The sequence below is a fragment of the Anabaena azotica FACHB-119 genome (assembly GCF_014697625.1).
In the GTDB taxonomy this organism is placed as follows: domain Bacteria; phylum Cyanobacteriota; class Cyanobacteriia; order Cyanobacteriales; family Nostocaceae; genus Trichormus; species Trichormus azoticus_A.
On record NZ_JACJSG010000059.1, the window covers coordinates 13,670 to 37,099 of the forward strand.

Below are 23,430 nucleotides of genomic sequence, written 5' to 3' on the forward strand. Positions count from 1 at the left end.
AGTTGACAGTTGACAGTTAACAGTTAACAGTTAACAGTTAACAGTTAACAGTTGACTATTTCCCAATCCAAAAAGCTTCACCGATGGGGCCGAATGCTAATACAGGGAAGAATGTTAGTGCGCCGAGGATTAAAATTACCCCGGCTGTTACGCCTGTAAATAGTCCTGTGTCGGTTCGCAATGTTCCAGTTGTCAAGGGGACTGGTTGTTTACGGGATATACTATCAGCAAGGAATAGTAAGCCGATGATGGGGATATAACGCCCGGCTAGGATACTAAAGCAGGTGCTGAGGTTCCACCATAAGGCGGTGATTGTTGGTTGTGCGCCAGATGCTACTGCTATTGGTGATGGTTGACTATCTCCTAGTCCTTCAAATCCTGAACCGTTGTTGGCGGCGGCGGAAGCATATTCATAAATGACTTGGGCAAAACCGTGAAAGCCTGGGTTACTAATTCCTGCTAACTGTTGGCTGAAGGCGAAGGTGATAGCTGAGGGAATCATGATGGCTATGGGGTGAACTAATAGAATCAGAAAGCTTGCTAGCACTACCTCGCGCTTTTCTATTTTGCGTCCGAGAAATTCCGGTGTGCGTCCAACCATTAAACCTGTGACAAATACTGCTAAAATCAGGTATGCAAACAAGTAAGCTGTTCCGGTTCCTTGTCCACCCCAAACAATTTGTAGGAACATATTAGATAGGGTGACAAAACCCCCGTTGGGCATAAATGAGTCATGCAAACTGTTGACAGCACCGCACATGGTGGCGGTTGTACTCACGGCAAATAGTGCAGACTGCGCCCAACCAAACCTGACTTCTTTACCTTCTAGGTTGGGTTGTGTACTTCCCAGTAGGGCGTTTACGGCTGGGTTGCCGTGATATTCACCAATGGCAGTGATGATAATAAAAGCTATATAGATGACACCTAGCATGCCATAGACTAACCAAGCTTGTTTGATGTTGTTGGCAAATAAGCCGTAGGTGTAAATCAAGGATGTGGGAATTGACAACATCGCCACAATTTCAATTAAATTGGAAAACCCGTTAGGATTTTCCAAGGGATGTGCTGAGTTGATGGCGAAAAAGCCGCCGCCGTTTTCTCCTAATTGTTTGATGATTTCGTAATGGGCAACAGGGCCAAGTGCGATCGCCTGACTAATGTTAGAATTTTCTAAAGTGGGTATGACAACTGGCCCGGCTAATGTTTCCGGTACACCCGCAGCCATGAGCGCCACACCACCCACAATACAAATAGGTAACAAAATTCTGGTGATGGTGCGGGTTAAATCTACATAGAAATTACCTAATGCTTTACCTGTTAACCCACGAATAAAGGCAATGGCTACGGCTAACCCTGTGGCGGCTGAGGTAAACATATGATATCCCAGTCCGAACATTTGGCTACCATAGCTCAAATAGGTTTCGCCTGAATAGTGTTGTTGGTCGGTATTGGTAATAAAGGATATAACTGTATGCAGTGCTGTATCCCAAGTTGGTGCGCCTATTTTTGTGGGATTGAAGGGCAACCATGCTTGATTTATAATCAGCAAAAATACTAACGATGCCATGACGAAGTTGCTATACAAAATTGCTCTTGCATACTGCCAACCTGTCATGTTTTCTCTAGTTTGAACACCAATTAAGACGTAAATTAATCGCTCAACTGGATTTAGAATTGGGTCAAGTATGGTGCGTTGTTCTTGATAAACCCGCGCCATGTATCGTCCGAAAACAGGTGTAATTGCTACTACAATCAGTAGCGTTAAGGCGATTTGTATCCAGCCTTGTAACATTGGTATTTGTGATTTATGACGTAATGTTAATTACATCATGTCCGGCTAATTACTTATAATATGGTTGCTAGGGTCGGTAATGGGTAATGGGTAATGGGAGAACACAATTACCAATTACCCATTACCAATGACCAACCCTGACGATATGATAAGTATTTAAGCGGACATGATATTACATCATTGTTTGATTTGCTGGGGAAAGCAAGGGATAGATGGATATAAAATTTACTTAATTTTTGATATACCGTGTTTAGTTGTTAATCTATATCTGTGTTTATATCTTTCTAAACGCTGAGTATTATATGATGAATGATATCGAGTCTGGTTAATTACTAAGGATATGGTTGGTTTAGTCGGTAATTGGTAATTGGTAATTGGTGATAGGCTTCTACCATTACCCATTACCCATTACCAACCACCAAGATATGTTGAGTGTTTAAGTAGACATGATATATAGTTTTTATCGTAAATAAAAGGGTTTAAGACCCCTACGTCTATACGTAGTATCATTTTCAGTCGGGGTTTAAATCCCCGACTGTTCGCGTAGCGTGCCGTAGGCAAAATGTCTTTAATGCGCGAATTTTGAATTGTTAATACCCCAGTCAGGTTGATACAAGAATAAGAGAACGCAGATGCACGCAGATGCACGCAGATAAATTTTTATTTCAGCAGATGTCAATGCTACTCCGGCAAAACAAATTACTATCTCAAAAGTCACTTTTGGTAAAAGCCTCTATCATTTTCGGGCTATTTATCGCTGTATTATCTATGGAGTTGGCTACGCCTACAGAATATGTGTTTGGCTATCTTTATACTGGGGCAATTCTGTTAGCAAATTACTGGTTTGGACGCATCGCCACTTTAGTGACGACATTGATAGCTGTATTTTTGACAATTCTGAATCTCTGGGTTCCTGGGGATGAAGTAATTAAGTTTTCTACTGTTGCTAGTCGGACGATCGCTTCTATGTCCTTGATTGTAACGGGAATTTTAAGCGATCGCCTGCGTCGTTCTCAAGAGGCGATCGCTCTCACTCGTGCTAAACTGGAATCACAAGCAGATTTAGTCAGACTGCGGGAAGATTTTGCTTCGACACTCACCCACGATTTAAAAACGCCGCTTTTGGGTGCGATTGAAACTCTCAAAGCTTTTCAACAAGAAAAATTTGGGGTGGTATCATCAGCACAGCAGCCAGTGTTAGCCACGATGATCCGCAGCCATCAAACTTCGCTACAACTCCTAGAAACTTTATTAGATATCTACCGCAATGATACAGAAGGTTTGCAGTTAGATTTAATGACTGTAGATTTAACTACCTTAGCAGAAGAAGCAGCAAGTACGCTGATTGATTTGGCAGCCAGTCGGCGAGTTCACATATCGTTTAATTATGATAACTCTGATTGGCGGCGATCGCTGTGGGTGAAAGGTGATCCTCTGCAACTGCAACGAGTGTTGTATAATCTGTTGGTGAATGCGATTAATCATTCACGAAGAGGCGATCGTATAGAGGTTGTGTTAGAAACTCAGGCTGCTTATCAGGTAGTGAAAATTGCCGATACAGGCGCAGGTATCCAACCAGAAGAGTTTCCCTATTTATTTGAACGATTTTATCAAGGGCATAGTCAACGCCAAGCTAAAGGTTCAGGTTTAGGACTTTATTTATCTCGGCAGATTATCGCCGCACATAAGGGTATAATTTGGGCAGAGAACAGAACGCCTACTGGTGCAATGTTTGCATTCAAATTGCCTGTTTTACCCTTTGATTCCTCTTTACCCACCTCAGATGGCTTCTAACCCTGTAAAAATTCTGTTGGTTGAAGATGATGAACTCTTTCGCTTGGGTTTACTTGTGCGCTTGCAACAAGAAACAGGTTTAGAAATTATTGCTGAGGCTGAAGATGGGGAAACAGCCCTAGATTTTATCAAGCAAAAGTCAGTAGATGTGGTGTTATTAGATGTAGGATTACCTGGGTTGGGGGGAATAGAAACTTGTAAGCAAATTAAACAGCAAAATCCACAACTACCTATTTTAATTTTAACATCTCATTCCCAAAAACCTTTAATTTCTAAATTAATTGCCGCAGGCGCACAAGGATACTGTCTTAAAGGAATTGCCGCCGAAAAATTAGTATTGGCACTGCGTTCTGTAGCGGCTGGGGCTTCTTGGTGGGATGAAACTGCAACTAGAGAAATTCGTTCTTCCATTGCTGCTAGCGAGTCTCAACCGTCAGTAGAGAATTTGACAAAATCTGATCATCATTTAACTGGGCGGGAATTAGAAATTTTATCTCTATTAGCCCTGGGTAAAACTAATCAAGAAATTGCTACAACACTTTACATTACCCCTGGAACAGTGAGAGTTCATGTCCATGCTATTTTACACAAGTTAGAAGTTAGCGATCGCCATCAAGCTGTAGTAGTTGCTTTACAGAAAAGTTTGATTAAAAATCATGCGGTCGTAGAAGAGTAGGGAAGACGTTGACGATATTTACTATTATATTTTGTTTACATAGCTAAATATATACGGTTTAATCAATCACCGTTTTTTCACATTTCTTATCTCTATGTATCTTTGCTGACTGTTAGACTGTTAGCGCAAGCAATCAGTAATGTGTAATTTATATTTTAAGGAATGTAAATATTTAATTCCTTAGCTTAATAATATACAACTCTAATGTTAATGATTCGAGAGAATCAAAGAGGATAGTGATGAAAATAGACCTAGAATCACACACAATTAATATAACTAGCTTAAAAGAAGCACCTATTCATCTTTCTGCACAAATTCAACCGCATGGGTTACTTCTGGTATTAGAAGAACCTGAGTTAAAGATATTACAAGTTAGTAATAATACCTGGAATATTCTAGGCATCACTGCTGAAAATATATTACAGAAAAAGTTAGAAGACTTACTCGATTCCTTCCAAATAGAAAGGATTCAAGCAGGCTTATCTTCTGGAAATCTGGAATTTATTAATCCGACAAAAATTTGGATACGCAAAAAGGGCGATGATTATGCAGTATTTGATGCTGTGTTTCATCGCAATGCAGAAGGCTTTCTGATTGTCGAGTTAGAACCGACGATTACACAAGAAAATATTCCCTTTCTCAGCTTTTATCATCTAGCTAAAGCTTCTATCAGTCAATTGCAGGAAACAGCTAATCTCCGGGATTTTTGCCAGATAATTGTCCAAGAAGTGCGGAAAGTCACTGACTTTGACCGGGTAATGTTATATAAATTTGATGATGATGGACATGGTTCAGTCATCGCGGAAGATAAGCTAGATAATTTAGAACCATATTTAGGATTGCATTATCCAGAATCGGATATTCCTAAACCTGCAAGAAAATTATTTACTTCTAATTCTATCCGGGTAATTCCTAACGCTCATGCTCAAGCTGTACAGATGATACCATCTGTAAATCCAGTGAGCGATCGCCCGGTTGATTTAACTAACTCAATTCTCAGAAGTGCGGCTACTTGTCACCTGGAATATTTACATAATATGGGTGTTGGTGCTTCCCTAACTATCTCATTAATTAAAGACAATAAACTCTGGGGATTAATAGCTTGTCATCACCAAACACCGAAATTGATTTCCTATGAATTGCGGAAAGCCTGCGAATTTTTAGGACGAGTAATATTCAGCGAAATTTCCGCCAGAGAAGAAACGGAAGATTACGATTATCGGATGAATCTGACCCATATTCAATCATTGTTGATTGAATATATGTCGCAAGAAGATAACTTTGTCGATGGTTTAGTCAAACATCAGCCGAATATTTTGGATTTAACAGGCGCACATGGTGCGGCTGTATGTTTTGGTGAGGATTTTACATTAATAGGTGAAACTCCCAAAGAAGAAGATTTAATTTTCTTAGTCCAATGGTTAAAGAATCATCTTGAGGAAGAGGTTTTCTACACTGATTCTTTACCACAAATTTATCCAGATGCGGAAAGATATAAAAATGTCGCTAGTGGTTTATTAGCAATTCCTATTTCCCGACGCAATTACGTTTTGTGGTTTCGACCGGAAGTAATTCAAACTGTAAATTGGGGTGGTGATCCTCACAAAGCTTTTGAAGTTAATCAGTCAGATGGAAATGTCCGTCTGTGTCCCCGCAAATCTTTTGAATTGTGGAAAGAAACGGTACGTCTGACATCTTTACCTTGGAAATATGTAGAAATTAAAGCTGCTTTAGAATTACGCAAAGCTATTGTGAATATTGTTCTACGTCAAGCTGATGAATTGGCTCAATTAGCGCATGATTTAGAAAGTTCTAACGCCGAACTGAAAAAGTTTGCTTACGTTGCATCCCACGACTTACAAGAACCGCTTAATCAAGTGGCGAATTATGTACAGTTGTTAGAGATGCGCTATCAAGAAGAACTAGATGAAGATGCGAATGAGTTTATCACCTTTGCGGTTGAGGGTGTGAGCTTGATGCAGACCTTGATAGATGATGTGCTGGCATATTCTAAAGTAGATACACAGGCGATCGCATTTCAACTCACCGAAGTAGAAACAGCCTTAGAAAAAGCCTTGGGTAACTTGCGCCAACGCATCGCCGAAACAGGCGCAACCATAACTCACGACCCCTTACCAACGGTAATGGCTGGTAGCACCCAACTCATGCAGCTATTCCAGAACCTGATAGCCAACGCCATCAAATTCCGCAGTGAGGAAGCACCACAAATTCATATCGGTGCAGAAAGATTAGAAGATGAATGGCTATTTTCCGTTAAGGATAACGGAATTGGCATTGAGCCGCAATTTAGCGATCGCATTTTCGTCATCTTCCAACGCCTACACACGCGGGACGAGTATCATGGTACAGGCATGGGTTTAGCAATTTGTAAAAAAATTATCGAATGCCACCGTGGGCGAATTTGGGTAGAATCTCAACTTGGTCAAGGTGCTACCTTCTACTTTACAATACCAGTTGGAGGTCGAGAGCGTGAGCGTAGAAACGGAAGAAAAACACAAAACCATCTTTTTAGTCGAGGACAATAAAGCCGACATCCGCCTCATCCAAGAAGCATTCAAAAATAGCCAACTACCGCACGAAGTGGTAACAGTTAGGGATGGGGTGGATGCAATGGCTTATCTGCGCCAACAAGGAGATTACACCCATGCACCACGTCCAGACCTGATTCTGTTGGATTTGAATTTACCCAGAAAAGACGGTAGAGAAGTGCTAGCGGAAATTAAAGCTGACCCCGTGCTTAAACGGATACCAGTAGTAGTGTTAACAACATCCAGAAACGAAGACGACATCTTTCACAGCTACGACCTACACGTTAACTGCTACATCACCAAATCCCGCAACCTCACTCAACTCTTCCAAATCGTCAAAGGAATTGAAGATTTCTGGCTGTCTACCGTCACTTTACCACCGGAGTAATCAGTTATCAGTTATCAGTTATCAGGTGATTTTCACTGTTCACTGATAACTGTTAACTGACACACCCAGTCCCCAGTCCCCAAAAACCAGAAAACTATGGTTGGACACTCAGTCAGGATTTTACTAATTGAAGATAGCCTTGCAGAAGCTCGGTTATTGCAGGAATATTTACATCAAGCTGAGTCCAAGCAATTTGTTCTGGTTCATGTGAAGCGATTACAGGAAGCACTCAATGAACTAAGACAGAACAGCTATGATGTAATTTTGTTAGACCTTACCTTACCTGATAGTCAAGGGTTATCATCCTTACCCTTATTGATAGCTTGCGCTCCTAGTATACCGATTGTGGTGCTGACAAATACTAACGATGAAGATTTAGCGATCGCCGCAGTTAGACAGGGAGCGCAAGATTATCTCGTCAAGCGACAGGTAAATGTGAATGTATTGGTGCGTGCTGTCTGTTATGCGATCGAGCGTAAACAAGCATTGGAAAGTTTACGCTCACTCAATACAACGTTAGAACACCGAGTGGAAGAACGCACTGCGGAACTAGTGAAAGCGCAAGAAATCAACCAGTTTAAATCTGAGTTCGTCTCCATGCTTTCCCATGACATCCGTAACCCTTTAAATACTATTTTGTTAGCTGCTGGTTTATTACAAAACAACGAAGACAAATTAACCCAAGAAAAGAAACGTTCTCATTTACAAATGATTCGCGTTGCTATCAAAAATATGGCACAAATATTAGATGAAGTGTCATTAATAGGTAAAGCCGATTCTGGTAAACTTGAGTGTGAACTCATCTCCATAGATTTAGAAGCATTCTGCCGCCAACTATTACAAGAAGCGCAATTAACTATCAATGAAAAGCAACTAAATGTAATTTTTACCTCTAATAAAACCATAGACGAAGCTTTATTAGACGAAAGCTTATTGCGACACATTTTAGCTAATGTGCTAGGCAACGCCATTAAATATTCCCTACCCGGTGGTACAATCAAATTTGAATTAACTGCTCAAAATCATGCAGTTATGTTTAAAATTCAAGATTCGGGAATTGGTATTTCTCAAGAAGACCAAAAGCAACTATTTCAGCCTTTTCATCGCGGAGAAAATGTCGGAGGAATTGCAGGTACAGGCTTAGGACTAGCTATTGTCAAAAAATGTGTTGATGCTCACGGCGGCGAAATTATCGTCAGCAGCGAAGTTGGCGTAGGTACAACCTTTACTGTCATCCTGCCATTAATATAACATTTAATATACAATGTTAGTTTAGTTTGGGAACTTAATCATATCCTAAATATTGGTAATAGGTAATAGCGAATAATATCCAGTTCGGCTAATTACTTATAATATGGTTGTTTTGTTCGGTAATTGGTAATAGCTAATAGGTAATTGTTGTGAGCCATTACCGATTACCGATTACCGATTACCAGCCCCCAATATATGATAAGTATTTAAGCAGACATGATATAAGTAATTGTGTTTGATGATGACCAATTACCAATTACCGATTACCAATCACCAAATTTACACTTCTCCCATCCTAAATATACAATGCCTCTATTTCAGATGCAGTTAAACCTGTAATGCTAGCTACCTGTTCTACAGTCATACCTGTTTGCAGTAAATTACGTACAGTTTGTTGTAATTGTAACTCTGCTCTTTGAGCGCGTTGACGTTCCTGTTCAGCCCGTTGACGTTCCTGTTCAGCCCGTTGACGTTCTTGTTCCGTGAATGAACGTTCTTTTTCCTCCGCCGTGGGTAACAACTCTCCTGTCAAAGTAGCCCAGCGTAACCAAGTTGTCTCAACGCCTTTGTAATTTCCTTGCCAACGTAACAAAGCTAAACCTAACGCTTGACTGACTAAGAGATTTTCGGCATTCGGTGCGATCGCCTGATAAACTCCACCAACCAGAGAAAAACCTGCCCAATCATCAGGGTTAAAAGGATCATACCAGAAATAGTCCGGGACGCGCATCTGATTTTGATAAATCAGCTTTTTCTCATTTTTATCATTAGCAGCCGTCCGGGGCGAGAGTAATTCAATCACAACATCAGGCCCTTTACCTTCTTCCCAAACAACCCAACTGCGACGTTCACCTTTAGGAACTCCCAACACAGCAAAAAAATCAGGGCCTCTAAAGTCTTGGTTTTTTAGTTGCGCCAGACTGAAGTAGACCAACATATTCCCACTTGCATAACCATCTTCTCGGTCTTCCAACCATGTACCAAAGGTATCAATTAACAATTCCATCTGCATTTTATGCCGTTGGCTTTCCATTGGTACACCGTCATCATAAGGTAGTTCTGCTTGGGTGGGAGGTGCGTTGACCTCTGTTGCTGGTGGGGTAGTTTCTAAGGTTGACATAATGTCTACTCTCTGGGGATTGTAAATTAATTTTTTGCCAGAATGAATTGATTATAGCGATCGCTCATCGATTAACAAATTTCCTGTGCTGTAAGTAGAACGGTCTAAATAAATCAAGGTTCGTAGTAAGGACTTTAGTCCTGAAAAAAGGACTAAAGTCCTTACTACGAACCAAATTGTAATAAATTTACATTATTTAACATACTTTGATTTATTTTTGACGACTTACTTATCTGTTGCTTAATTTTGCACAATTGATGTCAAAAATTGGGCAATCTCTTGAGTTGAGCGCAGGTGATAAACGCTCTTGGTGTTTTGCGCCTGCTTGACATACTCCCGATATCTTGGGGTCAAAAGTTTGTCACATAACCAAAGCACACGGTAGCTTCTCAGCGAACCCTCCAAGATAGGACTATTTTCCGGCCACCCTTCAGGCAGTTTAAAGTAACCTGTAATTAGTCGTTTAGTTACCTGCCAGAAATGCACATATAATGGTAAATCGATATATATTAGTGTATCCGCCTCGTCCAGTCTTGGCCAGAGAGTTTCCATACTACCGAACCCATCAATAATCCATTGGTCAGTAGCTAAGATTTGCTGATGGGTACGCTGATATTCTACCTGGGAAACCTCAGCACCCCCTGGTTGATATTTAATCTTGTCCAAGGGGTAAAGTGGTAAACCAGTAATTTGGGATAGTCTCTTGCTTAATGTTGATTTACCGCCTCCAGCATTGCCAAACACTGCTACTTTTTTCATTGCTAATCTCCTTAACAATGGCAAACCACTCAGGGTAACTAATACGCTGAAACCCTCATAACCAATTACTACAATAGGTAATTGAATATTTCCGAGATAGTTGGCATTTATTAATAGAGCAATAGGGTATAACTATATTTTGCTTGACGATGGTTTGCGTTAGTAAATATTAAGTAGTAGCGCGACCGGACTAAAATGCGGCATTAGATGGGGAAAAAATCGAACGCAGATGAACGCAGATAAACGCAGATAAACGCAGATGAACAAGATGATAGATTGTTTGCTAATGCACAAAATTAGTCCGGTCACGCCAGTAGTAGCGCGACCGGACTAAATTAGTGCAATAAAAATAAATCTTGTAGTGTGGGCATCTTGCCCGCACCGGACGGGCAAGATGCCCATCCTACAACAAAGGAATAATGCAACATTTTAAGCTTGCCACGCCAGTAGTGGACTGGCAAGGCTAAAATGTGGCAATAGGTTTGGATAAATTTGAACGCAGATGAACGCAGATGAACGCAGATGAACGCAGATGAACAAGATGATAGATTTTTCGCTAATGCACAAGTTTAGGCTTGCCACGCCACTAGCTAGTGGCTGTTGCAGATTAATTACGAATTAATCAAGCATTCTTTTAAACGTTGTGCTAACACCTGTACATGAGGTTCTAATACAAACGAATAATGGTGTCCGGGTACATCAATAATGTTAATTTCCTCAGCCGCCATCACAGAAAATAACTCTACCCAAACTAAAGTCGGATCAGGAGCCATGATATGTTTTTCTCTAGCTCTAAATACAGTAACTTTTCCTGGGTATGGTTTTCTTGTGTAGGAATAAGTTGCTTTGAGAGTCCCAACTAAAACATCAAGAATGCGGCGATTATTTTGACGTTCTACCCCTGGAGGAAATATCCCGGCTTTTCTCGCTTTATTAATAATGTAATCGATTTTTTCTTCTAACTCTAAATCTTCTATTTCTTCAGGTGTTACTAAGTTATCTAAACCAAACATTCCCCCAAACACTCTAGAAAGCACACCCACCAAATAAACATCATCAATTGGCTTTTGTTTATCTAGTAATATGGGGACATAAGAATCTAATATCGCCAGCAAAGACACCTCTTGTCCTTGTCTACGCAACTGCTGTGCAACTTCATAAGCGACAACTCCACCAAATGACCAACCACCAAGACGATAAGGCCCTTGAGGCTGAAATTCTCTGATAGTTTTGACGTAGAGACTAGCCATATCTTCAACTCGCGTCAAAGGTTCTTCATCACCATAAAAACCTTGAGCTTGTAAGCCGTAAAATGGTTGGTCATTGCCTATATAATGAGCGAGTTTAAAATAACATAAAACATGACCACCAGCAGGATGTACACAGAAGAAAGGTTGTTGTGTGCCTTGTGGTTGAATTGGGACTAAAGGTGTGTTATGAATTTGCTCGTTTGCTTGAATAACTTTCGCTAAATCTTCAATTACAGGATTTGTTAAAACTGTCGCTAATGGTATCTCTCTATCAAACACCTGCTCAATTTTAGCAGTTAAATGTAGCGCCTTTAGGGAATCACCACCAATCGCAAAGAAGTTTTCTCTTACACCTATCTTCGGTAAATGCAAAATATCCGACCAAATTTGTACTAACTTTGCTTCTACCTCATTGCGAGGCGCGACATAAGCAACCGTTTCCACAAAGCTAGATAAATCTGGTTTTGGTAATGCTTTTCTGTCTACTTTCCCACTAGGAGTTAAAGGTAGGTTTTCCAGCATGACAAAAGCGGCTGGAATCATAAAATCTGGTAGCTTTGTTTTTAGGAAATCACGCAGGCTATTAATTGTAGGTTTTGACTCATCATAGGTAATGTAAGCGACAAGCTGCTTTTCTTCTGCATTATCATCACGCGCAATTACTACAGCTTCTCTTACCTCTGGATGAGAGAATAAAACATTTTCAATCTCACCGATTTCGATTCTATAACCACGAATTTTGACTTGAAAATCGGCTCGTCCAATATATTCAATGTTACCATCAGGTAAATAACGAGCTAAATCACCTGTTTTATAAAGTCGCTGAGAGCTTGAATTGGTAAAAGGATTAATGATAAACTTTTCTTTAGTTAATTCTTCTTTGTTTAAATAACCACGAGCGACACCCACACCCCCAATATAAATTTCACCAGTGTCACCTACAGAAACTGGTCTTAAATCGGCATCAAGAATATAAATCTGAGTGTTAGCAATGGGACGACCGATAGGTACAGTTTTTAAGTTACTATTTTTTTGACATTGCCAGAAAGTAACATCGATCGCTGCTTCTGTAGGGCCATATAAATTATGTAATTCGCATTGCAAACGTTGGAAAAACCTATCTTGTAAATCTACAGGTAAGGCTTCACCACTACAAATAACTCTTTTCAGGGAAGTACATTTTTCTACATGGCGATTTTGTAAAAACGCTTGCAGCATTGAGGGGACAAAATGTAAGGTGGTGATTTGCTGTTGAGTAATTAAATCAATGAGGTAATCACTATCTTTATGTCCACCAGGTTTAGCTATTACCAAACTTGCGCCAGTAATTAAAGTCCAGAAAAATTCCCAAACGGAAACATCAAAGCTAAAGGGTGTTTTTTGTAAGACTCTATCGGTAAAATTTAATTGATAAGCTTCCTGCATCCACAACAGGCGGTTACATATACCTTTGTGGGTGTTCATCGCACCCTTTGGTTTACCTGTGGAACCAGATGTGTAAATTACATAAGCTAAATTATCTGGTTGAATATTGCTGTTAGGATTAGTATTTGCTTGTGTAGAAATTTTGTCCCATTCTGCATCTACACAGATAGTTTGTGCTTGATATGGGGGAATTTGATTTAATAATTTTTCTTGCGTTAATAGTACCTTTACCTGAGAATCTTCTAGCATATAAGCTATACGTTCTTGGGGATATTCAGGGTCAATGGGTACATAGGCTCCCCCAGCTTTGAGGATGCCTAAAAGACATATCACCATTTCTAGGGAACGTTCCAGACAAACACCCACCAGTGTTTCTGGTTTAACTCCTAGTGTTTGTAGATAATGTCCTAGTTGGTTGGCTCTATGATTTAACTGTTGATAAGTCAGTTGTTGTTGTGCGAAAGTGATAGCGATCGCATCCGGTGTTTTCTCTACCTGCGCTGCAAATAACTCATGTAAACCTTGAGAAAGGTCGTAATCTCTCTCTGTAGCGTTCCACTCTGCAAGTAATTTATGTATATTTAAATCTATAGTCTGCATATCTTCTCACTTTGCTTAAGAAATAAAGAATTAGCTCACGCAAAGGCGCAAAAACGCAAAGAGGAAACCTCCGCGTACCTCTGCGTACCTCTGCGTTTAAAGGTTAATCTCCTCCTAATTCCACTAGCTTACCGATGTTGAAATCTATCCGCGTCCAACCCTTCAACCGACGCAAATTATTCAACAGCAGTAGCGGAATTTGCCAATGATGTACCATCAAAAAAGGTAGAGGATCATGAGGGTGGTAAATCGCATCTGTCCCCCGCCATATATTCCTCAACCATCTCCCCAACTGACCAAAAGAACGAATCCCCGTCAAACGCCAAACTTCGTGATAAGTCCAATAAGTAGGCTGACTTGTCACCAATGGCTGTAAGGTTTCCGTCGTCGCTTCCTGACTCAGATATGCCTCTGCTACCTGGGGATGGTCGTAAAATGTAGTAATCGCTGAGTGGGTGCGCGGGTTACACTCAATGGCGTAAACTGTCCCGTCCTCTGCTTGGATGAAGTCAAAGGAAATTTGTCCTGTCAGCTTGAGTTCTTTGACAAAACGCTTTACCCATTCCCGAATTTGCGGGTTGTCTACATTCTCATAGTTGACTTGAAACGCTGAAGATTCACAACAGCAATGTAGCCTTAATTCCCCATCCCGGACTGTGCTGTGGGTGCAAAATTCTTTACCGGGAATAAATTCCTGCATAATCCAGGGTTTTTCTGGACTAATTGGCAAACTTCTCACGAAAGCTGCTGTTTCCTCTGGGGTAGCGCAGGGGAGTTTAGTTAAGTCCAACCGCCGCACTGAGTCGTAGGGTATGCTTTTGAGGATGTATTTGTGAGACTCGCCGGAAAAATCGAAGTTGATAACTTGTTCTGGCGAGGTGATTTTAAAGGATTTGGGTACTGATAAACCGAGCGATCGCGCCTTCTCTACCAACGCAAATTTATCATCCAACATTTGGGTAACATCTGCGTCAAAGTGAAACACTTCGCAATAACGCGATAATTCCGGTTTAGCTAAGGAGTCATAATAGCTACCTACCGGACTTGTTACAGGAACGTAAACGTCTATATTTTCTCGTTTGACAATATCTACCAAAGCCTGAATATAAGCTTGGGGATTTTCCTGGGGTGCAGGAACTGTATAAAACTTATCTACCGACGTAGAAAAACGATGACCAGTCAACCAATATTTATGAGTTTCCAACAAGATAACTCTGTGTCCAGCCGCGTGAAATGACCTAGCTAATTGTAAAGCCTTGGTCATTTTCCCACCACTGATAAGAATGTTTTGTGGATGCGCCGCTTTAACTTTTTGCGGTCGAAAGATGAGCCAGGATATAAAAACTATAGTGGCATTAATTGGCAATGCTAACAATAGCAAAGTCAAAGTACCGATATTTTGAAAAATAACCGCTATTCTTGTCTGCCAAGGAATAGAAGGTGTAGCAGGTGAGGAGGAAAGAGAAAGGGATTGTGCCATGATATCAATTCAAAATTCAAAATTCAAAATACCCTTCGGGAACGCCAAAGGCGAACAAAATTAAGGAAATCAGACTCTATAAAAGTTCTGGAGTCTGAACAATTACGAATTACGAATTACGAATTATTGTCAACCCATCTCTTAACGGCAATAATACTTGTTCCACACGGGGGTCATTGGCTACGGTACGATTAAATTGAGCGATCGCTTCACCATTCACACTGCGTTCACCAGCAGATAAATAAACTTCCCCTTGCAATAAGGTATTATCCACACAAATAAACCCACCCGCAGCTAACAAACCGCTATCTAGCAACTTATGAAAATAAGCTACATACTCTTTTTTATCTGCGTCGATAAACACTAAGTCAAAAGATTCCCCCGCTTGCGCCAACCTATCAAGAGTTTCCAAAGCTCCACCCAATTCTACACGAATCTTTGCACCGTGGGGTGATTGCTGGAAAGCCTTTTGTCCAATTTCCGCCGCATAGGGATCAACCTCACAAGCCACCAAAACCCCATCCTCTGGTAATGCTTCCGCCATCGCCAGCGCCGAATAGCCAGTAAACATCCCAATTTCCAACACTCTTTTAGCCTTGGTCATGTGAACAAACATCTTTAAAGTTTGTCCTTCGATATGACCAGAAAGCATTTCCTGTTCCAGAGGACGGACAGTCGTCCCCCCGCTAAAATGTGCATCCCAGGTTTCTGTGGCTGTTGTTTTCGCCAACGCCGCCAGTTCAGCCGATTCTGCTGTGGTACATTCTTCTAAATAAGGGTCTAAACCTGCGGCTAAACGCCAAGCATGATTAATTTCTGCTACCAATTGTGCAGGTAAATCTGCACGTTGGTTAACCTCTTTAACTATAGCCTCTAGCTTTTTAGCTAAAATCCCCAATGGTGTGACAGGTCTTGCTGTCGGGACAATTACGTTGGTCATATCAGTTATCAGTTATCAGTTGTTAGTTGTCAGTTGTTAGTTATCAGTTGTTAGTTATCAGTTGTTAGTTATCAGTTGTTAGTTATCAGTTGTTAGTTATCAGTTGTTAGTTGTCAGTTGTCAGGTTATTTCCACTGTTCACTGATAACTGTTCACTGATAACTGATAACTGTTAACTGATAACTGTTAACTGTTCACTGATAACTGTTAACTGAGACTTCCTATCAACTCTTTCTCATAAAGGGGATACACGTCTACACCTTCACCACCACGGGGATAACTGGTACAAAGTTCTTTATGGTCAACTAATGCTGCGGCTAATTCTTCTCTGCTTAGGTCATTGACGAAGAAACAACTACCGATAGGTCTTGGCATGGCGGCTCTTAGTAAACCATCACGAGTTAATGTGATAGATTCAGTAGCACGCCACAATAGTTCTTCATCTAACATGGGATGGTCGAGGGATAGACCAACGCGACTCATCAATCCTAAAATGCGATCGCGTTCTGCTATTGTAATGTAACCTCTGCGGGCGGCGATCGTTGCCGATAAAGCCATATCCACATTCACAGCGTGTCCGTGGAACATGGGTACACGCGGCGCAAGTTCCAATGTAGGACTCCAAGTGTGACCGTAAGCAATTACCCTATCAAGGTCTAACTCGTGCAAGTTGGTAACTTCAAACTCCAGCATCTTTTGAATTGCTTTGTAGGTCAAACGATGAGCTATTTCTTTAATCTCTGGATCTGCATCTATATTGCCAAAATGAGTCCGTAGCAACTCTTCGCCATACTCCTCCAACAATTCAAACACTTCTTGATGACCAACTACAGCGATTTTTACCAATTCCGCCATCCCGTTACGTACTTGGTCTGTGGGTAGAGTACGTAGCAAGGAAAAGTCTAAGAATACTTTGCGAGAAGCATGATAAGCACCCAAACGGTTTTTCAGCTTGCGATGATTAACTGCTACTTTAATAGCCACGCTAGCATCAATTAATCCAATTAAGGTGGTAGGAATACGGATGTAATTGCTGCTGCGACGGTATGCAGAGCAAGCAAAACCGACAACATCCGTAATTAAACCGCCACCCACTACTAATACAGGTTCTTTGCGGACTAATTTGAAATCTGCGAAGACATCTATAACTTTCTCGAAAGTTTGAATAGTCTTGTCTGTTTCGGTAATGGTAATAGGAAATAGCCTCAGTTCAATCCCGTAATACTGGAAATATTGCTGAATTTGCTTACCATATAACTGACTGACGTTAGCATCAACAATCGCCAAGCATCGTCCAAAACTTTTATATACGTCCGCTAATTCGGAATTTCTGATTTCAAAAATCCCATCTACGTACACCAAATCATACTCAATCTTTTCATAACCTTCTACATGAAAAGATGATTCTTTAGCTTCAAACTTGGTTTGGACGATACTCATAATCTTTTATCTCTTCAGTGCGATACATGAACGTCAGGTTGGGCTAGAAGTGGCAAATCAAATTCAACTTCTAGCTAAGAATTTATTTGCAGCAAGAATGTCTCTAATTTCTTGATGAAAAAAGAGTTATCACACAGCAACATCGATATAATTACCAAAACTTAATCATGCCGAATCACCGCGCCAAAAAAATTATTATTGCGCTTGTATTCTAGGCATACAAAGGATTTGTGAGTTTTGGTTAAACCTCAGAAACACAGCTTTTGCAGAGGGAAAAATATTTCCGGGTGCGGACTGATAGTTCTAGGTGTGTTAAATGAGTGACGGAATAATCGCAGGCAAAAATTAAACACAACTAGCGCCAATAGTTTTACTAGCTGAAGTTGCTTAATATTTGCTTAACATTTTCAAACATATCATTATTTGTCAAATTTGCACATATTTTTTCCCAATTTTTCTCAAATTTCCTCCTTAAACTATTCATAATCCTTAGTTAAAGAACCTAAGATTTATGGCATCACAAAACCCAACAATTAAATTTCATTACTAAATCAATAGTAAAAAAATTTAATTGCTGTCAAATCAGCAGAATTTATCAAAATTTTCAGCACAAATTAGACTCTATTTTTTAATAAAAAATAGACTTGTGCTAAGAGAGCAGCCGTTAATCACCCACGCAAAGGTAGAGGTTCAAATTTAGGAAAACATTTCCTCTGATGAATGCGGCAAAAATATCATGAACAGTTGCTACTCCTTAAAGTTCTATAAACTTAAGCAACAAAGTTTCATAATATCACTCTTATTGTTCCTTGAGGAAAATTCAACAAATTCCTTGTAAATAGGGGATTTGCTGAATAATATAGCAAAAATAAACCTACAGCAGTTATTTTTACTGCCTTGATAGCTTAATTTTACTTTACATTTCTCAATGTAACACTGTTTGTAAAACATTGCACTTAGCCAAAAGATACATTTCATTAGTCCAAAGGTAAGTATAGAAATTTTCTATGATTCTGATATTTTTTTAAGTAAAATTACTCATTGACAAAGTAAATATAATATTTTTGCTGAAACAAATGTGAGTTCGACCAGTGGGGTTTTGACCTCACCCCCAACCCCTCTCCTACGAGGAGAGGGGCTAGGGGTGAGGATGAGATATCAACGATAAATTAGGCTTTAAAAGCCTCTTTCCTTTTAGGGGAGAGGAATGGAAGTGGGGTTTTTCAGTCGTCGAACTCAGGTTAAACAATTATCATATGTTGGTAATTGGTAATGAGAGTGGGTAGGGTACGCACCCTACATTTTGGGTATAGGGGTGAATATTTTTGTTTTAATACCCTTACACCCGAATGGCACTAAGATAAGCGTAAATCTTTAAAGTACAAGGCTTTTGGGGTGTAAGGGTGTAAGGGTGTAAGGGAAAGAATTAATAATTAAATCAAAATGCCTAATAAATACTGTTTTTCTTCTAACCCCTACACCCCTACACCCCTACACCCCTACACCCGGTCACAGCGAGAGTTTCACGTTAACAAGCGTGCCATTCACCCTTACACCCTTACACCCAGCCTACTTCAGCAATCGTAAACCACTCAAGGTAACTAATACAGTCGAACCCTCATGACCAATTACGCCGATGGGTAGGTTAATATTTCCCAGGAAATTGCCAATTAACAATAGACCAATAAACCCCAAGGCTATAACTATATTTTGCTTGACGATCGCTTGCGATCGCCTGCCCAATTTCATCGCCACATCAATTTTCTCTAACCTATCCGCCATCAATACTATATCTGCGGTTTCCAAAGCCACATCACTACCAGCCACACCCATCGCAATACCTACCGATGCTTGTGCTAGGGCTGGTGCATCATTAATTCCATCCCCCACCATCGCCACTGTGTGATACTTTGCTTGCAACTGGCGAATTACATCTAACTTATCTTCCGGTAAAAGTGAGGCAAATACCTGATCAATTCCCACCGCTTGCGCCACACTCTCGGCGGTGCGTTGATTATCTCCCGTAATCATCACAATTTGTTCTAATCCCAACTTCCGCAAGCGAGCAATAGTTGCAGGAGCCTCTGGTCTGATCATATCTGCGATCGCAATTATCCCAATGACGTTATACTCCTCCTTACTTCCTGCTTGCGCCACCCAAACAACTGTTTTCCCCTGATGTTCCAGTGATGGCGCTGCTTCTACCAACTCCTGTGGTAACTTATTCGTATACTGCTGAACAAAAGCTGCCTTCCCAACAATTATTTGTTGATTATTCGCAGTCCCGACAATACCCTGTCCTGGTATCGCTTGTACCTCAACAGCCCGTACCCAGTCTAAGTCCTTAGCCGCCTGAACGATAGCTTGAGCAATGGGATGTTCTGAAGATGACTCTAAGGCTGCTGCTACTTTTAACACATCATCTTCTGTATAATTACTAGTGGCAATCACTTGAGAAACCTGCACTTGTCCTGTGGTGAGAGTACCAGTTTTATCGAAAGCGATCGCCCGGACTTTACCAATCTTCTCCAACTGTGCGCCATTCTTAAACAAAATCCCCTGTCTTGCACCATTGGCAATCCCCGATAATAAAGTCGGCATAATCGCCGCCATCAGCGCACAGGGAGAAGCCACCACCAAAAAAGTCAAAGCACGGTAAATAGTTGTTTCCCAGTCCCAAACCCAAATCAACGGCGGTAAAGTCGCCAATAACACCCCAGCAATGACAATCACCTTTGCATATCCCTTCTCAAAACCCTCGATAAACTCTTGAGAAGGCGGCGCTTCGGTTTGTGCTTGTTCCACCAAACGAATTACCCGTTGAATCAAACTACTGGCGGCTGGTTTATGTACCTTCAACCTCAGCGCTCCATAACCATTGATTGTCCCTGCAAATACCTCTTCCCCTACCGTCTTTTCCACAGGTAGAGACTCACCTGTAATTGCCGCTTGATTAATAGTGCTGTAACCAGAGACAATAATACCATCGGTGGGGATTAGCTCACCCGGCTTAACCACAATCTCATCCCCCACTTGCAACTGGCTGATGGGAATATTTTTTTCTCCAGTTTGGTTGACAATTGTGGCTGTATCTGGTGTCAAGCTCATCAAACTGCGGATATTCTTCTCCGTGCGGCGCATAGCGTAGCCTTCCAACGCCCCACTGATGGCAAAAATCAGAATTAAAATCGCCCCATCAATAATTAAATGGTATTCCCTACGCCACAAACCCAAAGCAGCAGCACCAAGGGCGGCGACAATCATCAACAAATCTACATCCAGTTCCTTCTCCTTAATCAGCGTCGTTAACCCCTCACGGGCGCTTTCATAACCACCAATCACATAAGCAGCAGGTAACAGCAGCAATGCCAACCCCAACCATCCCAAAGACAAAGCGAACCAGCCGAAAAATAACAGCACCCCACAAACCAGGGCGGCTATGGTATCAGCGTGTTCTTGAGTGAATTGATGAAAACGTTGTGGGTAAAGCATGGAATTTGTCCCAGTCAGCAATACCTTTACCTTAAACCTTGACATTGATGTTAAGGTCAATCCCCAACTTTGCCTAACAACACTGAAGTAAGTTGAAAAATGTGCTATCCGAAGGAGAGAATGAAAAAAGAATGCTGATATGGGTGTGTAGGAGGATAGATGATGTCATCGTCGGCAAATGTGGCTTTAAATAGTCGTTTAACTGTGGAAATTAAGGGATTGAAGAACCAAAAAGGCAGCTTACGCTTGAGTTTGTTCTCCAATGAGCAAGGCTTTCCCCATCGGAGCGATCGCGCCGTTGCTTATCGTTGCGTTGAAGCCAAAGAAGCACCCGTTTCCGTGACATTCGATCAACTCGCTCCCGGTCGTTACGCAGTTGCGGTAATCCACGATGCCAACAATGATGGTAAGCTGAATACAGGGATTTTGGGCATTCCCAAAGAAGGGTTTGGATTTTCGCGCAATCCCAGAATTGGCATAGGTGCGCCCAGCTTTCAAGATACAGCCATCTCAGTTATGGGAGAAAGCACTATTCAAATTAAGCTGAATTATTTACTGTAATTTTCTGTCTTGAAAGTGGGGAGGGAAGAAAAACCACTTTCATGATTAGTTGTAAATTTTTTTCGTTGTAACTGTCTGGAAAGTCTGTTATTGTTTCTAATTGATGAACTTGATATTTCAGAAATATAAAATTCTGATCTGTAGGGTGGGCATTGCATCGGCATATTATCTTTCGGCTAATTTATACTCAATATAAACAGGACTTAAGCAATTGGCACATGGGGTAGGGTGCGTCAGATGTGGAAAATCCTTAAATGTGTACGAAATTATTGGGGCTGACGCACCCTACAGTTACTTTGATTATGACACTTGCGTAAGTCCTAATAAAGAAGAATTCGCTAGAAGTTAATAACAAAAACACAAGCAAACATATAATATAAAACTGCTCCAAGTTAAGTAAACCCAGAACAGCTTTATATAGTAATAGATACCTGACTTTTCACGGCATCTAGAAGACCTCTCTCCTTGTAGGAGAGAGGCTTTGATTTCTCCCCCTTCCCTGCCTTTGGCACGCTACGCGAACGTAGGGAAGGGGGCTGGGGGGTTAGGTCTGACGTTGGCTTTTCCACATAACGTGAAAAGTTAGAATAGATACAAGATTTAGACATTGAAAAAACCTAAATCTTAGCAGCTATTTTCTGTGGTATTGTTGCAATTTTTAGGCAATCAGGTGACAATTATACAAGTAGGAAAACCGTTAAATTTTTCACCCTACTAACCTTGTGAGCTTCCGCCCTTGCGACCAGCTTCACGAGCTTCTTCAGAAGTGAACTCATGAGCAGTACCTTTTTCATGAGCAGCTTTGCCACCCTTATGTCCAGCTTCACGAGCTTCTTCAGAAGTGAACTCATGGGCAGTACCTTTTTCATGAGCAGCTTTGCCACCTTGGCTGGCGATTTCGCGTTGCTTGTCCTCATCCATAGAGGCAAAACCACGGTTGCTAGTATCTGACATAGTATGACTCCTTGTACTTTATTAAAGCTGTTTAATTGTTAGAACAGTCACAGCTTTAAAGTGATTGACATTCAGAACCATTAATGTATCTAAGTTAGCTAGATTAACCGTTGATATTCATTATTCTTTAGGTATAAATATTAATAATCAAGCCTTAACTTCAGAGGGGTGTTGAGGTGCTATTTCAGGTTCATGAAAACGAAAAGTCACGAGTTTGGAAAGGCATAAACCTATAAGAGTGTAGATGTTCAAAACCCCTACACCCCTATATCCTTATATTCAAACTTGTGCGTAAGTCGTGACTATCAAGGATTGACACTGATGGGAGTGCCATTCAATTCAGACTCAGTAGTTGCACCAACTGCCATTGGTGGAGACCATTCACTGACGCGGTTATCATCTAGGACGGCTCGGACTCGATAAGCAAGCTGAGTTTTATGTACCAACAGAATTAAATCACGGTTGAGTAAACCTTGTGATTTTTTGTTTTCGTTGGATGCAGCTTGGAGACGAAAACAGCGATCGCTTTGACGTTGTAACTTTGGCGACTTACCCTCCACCAGCACCTTTTGCAATTCGTATTCTTTAGCCCCTGGATAAGCATCCCAGCAAAGTTGCCAGTAGGTTGACCAGCTAATTAAATCTGTTGTTGATTCCTTAACCTCATCCGACAAAGTAGAAACAAGTCCAGTGACTGGAGGCTGTACAACTTGGGGCTGCTGTGCAGCTATGGATGAACCGACATCAATACCTAGCATCAGTCCGAATATCAAACTTAGCAGCACAATCAATCTTAGTCCTCGTAATGCCGCAACCCGTAGGATTTTCAAATTCATAGTCATGCAAAAAATTGCTTAAACCCATTCTCCAAAATTAGGCAACAGATGCAGCAAAGGAAAATCTTGCTACATCTAAGCTTCATTAATAGGACTTACGCAAATGTCATAATCAAACTAACT

Annotated in this window: 15 protein-coding genes and 1 pseudogene; 6 read left to right on the forward strand and 10 right to left on the reverse strand. The window is 40.9% G+C overall.

Annotated elements, in window-relative coordinates; translation table 11 throughout:
* Positions 1-55 precede the first annotated feature (55 nt).
* Positions 56-1,792, reverse strand: coding sequence for a potassium-transporting ATPase subunit KdpA (gene kdpA / locus H6G83_RS29830; RefSeq protein ID WP_190478861.1), 1,737 nt, complete (start codon positions 1,790-1,792; stop codon positions 56-58).
* A 678-nt stretch (positions 1,793-2,470) separates the two neighbouring features.
* On the opposite strand from kdpA, the gene H6G83_RS29835 reads away from it, so the two are divergent.
* From H6G83_RS29835 to H6G83_RS29855, 5 genes are all read left to right on the forward strand, one after another.
* On the forward strand, positions 2,471-3,586 hold the full coding sequence (locus H6G83_RS29835; RefSeq protein ID WP_190478896.1) for a sensor histidine kinase: 1,116 nt from the start codon (positions 2,471-2,473) through the stop codon (positions 3,584-3,586).
* Positions 3,576-4,262, forward strand: a complete 687-nt coding sequence (locus H6G83_RS29840; RefSeq protein ID WP_190478863.1) for a response regulator transcription factor — start codon at positions 3,576-3,578, stop codon at positions 4,260-4,262. The genes H6G83_RS29835 and H6G83_RS29840 overlap by 11 nt, the downstream gene beginning before the upstream one ends.
* 239 nt (positions 4,263-4,501) lie before the next feature.
* Entirely contained in the window at positions 4,502-6,808 is a 2,307-nt protein-coding gene (locus tag H6G83_RS29845) for a sensor histidine kinase (protein WP_190478867.1), read from the forward strand.
* Entirely contained in the window at positions 6,753-7,199 is a 447-nt protein-coding gene (locus tag H6G83_RS29850; protein ID WP_190478869.1) for a response regulator, read from the forward strand. Before H6G83_RS29845 ends, H6G83_RS29850 begins: the two co-directional genes overlap by 56 nt.
* A gap of 96 nt (positions 7,200-7,295) precedes the next feature.
* Positions 7,296-8,450: a hybrid sensor histidine kinase/response regulator gene (locus tag H6G83_RS29855; protein ID WP_190478871.1), complete on the forward strand. Its 1,155-nt coding sequence runs from the start codon at positions 7,296-7,298 to the stop codon at positions 8,448-8,450.
* 295 nt (positions 8,451-8,745) lie between these two features.
* On the opposite strand, the gene H6G83_RS29860 is transcribed toward H6G83_RS29855, so the two are convergent.
* The 7 genes from H6G83_RS29860 to H6G83_RS29890 all read right to left on the reverse strand — a co-directional run bounded on the left by H6G83_RS29860 (position 8,746) and on the right by H6G83_RS29890 (position 20,956).
* Positions 8,746-9,570, reverse strand: a complete 825-nt coding sequence (locus tag H6G83_RS29860; RefSeq protein WP_190478873.1) for a Uma2 family endonuclease — start codon at positions 9,568-9,570, stop codon at positions 8,746-8,748.
* Positions 9,571-9,810: 240 nt separating this feature from the next.
* Positions 9,811-10,329, reverse strand: coding sequence for a P-loop NTPase family protein (locus tag H6G83_RS29865; RefSeq protein ID WP_190478874.1), 519 nt, complete (start codon positions 10,327-10,329; stop codon positions 9,811-9,813).
* A gap of 611 nt (positions 10,330-10,940) precedes the next feature.
* Positions 10,941-13,604 (reverse strand): non-ribosomal peptide synthetase, encoded by a 2,664-nt coding sequence (locus H6G83_RS29870; protein WP_190478875.1) that lies wholly within the window; start codon positions 13,602-13,604, stop codon positions 10,941-10,943.
* 103 nt (positions 13,605-13,707) lie between these two features.
* Positions 13,708-15,084 carry an ATP-grasp domain-containing protein gene (locus H6G83_RS29875; protein ID WP_190478877.1) on the reverse strand — a complete coding sequence of 459 codons (1,377 nt, stop codon included), beginning with the start codon at positions 15,082-15,084 and terminating at the stop codon, positions 13,708-13,710.
* Between the two features lie 109 nt (positions 15,085-15,193).
* A complete protein-coding gene (locus H6G83_RS29880) occupies positions 15,194-16,024 on the reverse strand; it encodes an O-methyltransferase (RefSeq protein WP_190478879.1) in 831 nt (276 codons plus the stop codon).
* Positions 16,025-16,231: 207 nt separating this feature from the next.
* Positions 16,232-17,464 (reverse strand): sedoheptulose 7-phosphate cyclase, encoded by a 1,233-nt coding sequence (locus tag H6G83_RS29885; protein WP_190478881.1) that lies wholly within the window; start codon positions 17,462-17,464, stop codon positions 16,232-16,234.
* Positions 17,465-19,033: 1,569 nt separating this feature from the next.
* Complete coding sequence (locus H6G83_RS29890) at positions 19,034-20,956, reverse strand: heavy metal translocating P-type ATPase (protein WP_190478898.1); 1,923 nt, start codon at positions 20,954-20,956, stop codon at positions 19,034-19,036.
* 162 nt (positions 20,957-21,118) lie between these two features.
* Here H6G83_RS29890 and H6G83_RS29895 point away from each other — a divergent pair, with 162 nt between their 5' ends.
* Positions 21,119-21,517, forward strand: a complete 399-nt coding sequence (locus H6G83_RS29895; RefSeq protein WP_242044933.1) for a DUF2141 domain-containing protein — start codon at positions 21,119-21,121, stop codon at positions 21,515-21,517.
* A 729-nt stretch (positions 21,518-22,246) separates the two neighbouring features.
* On the opposite strand, the pseudogene H6G83_RS29900 reads toward H6G83_RS29895, so the two are convergent.
* Both H6G83_RS29900 and H6G83_RS29905 read right to left on the reverse strand, forming a co-directional pair.
* Positions 22,247-22,471, reverse strand: a pseudogene (locus H6G83_RS29900) (KGG domain-containing protein); the annotation flags it as partial.
* A 305-nt stretch (positions 22,472-22,776) separates the two neighbouring features.
* Entirely contained in the window at positions 22,777-23,307 is a 531-nt protein-coding gene (locus H6G83_RS29905) for a hypothetical protein (protein WP_190478888.1), read from the reverse strand.
* Positions 23,308-23,430 lie beyond the last annotated feature (123 nt).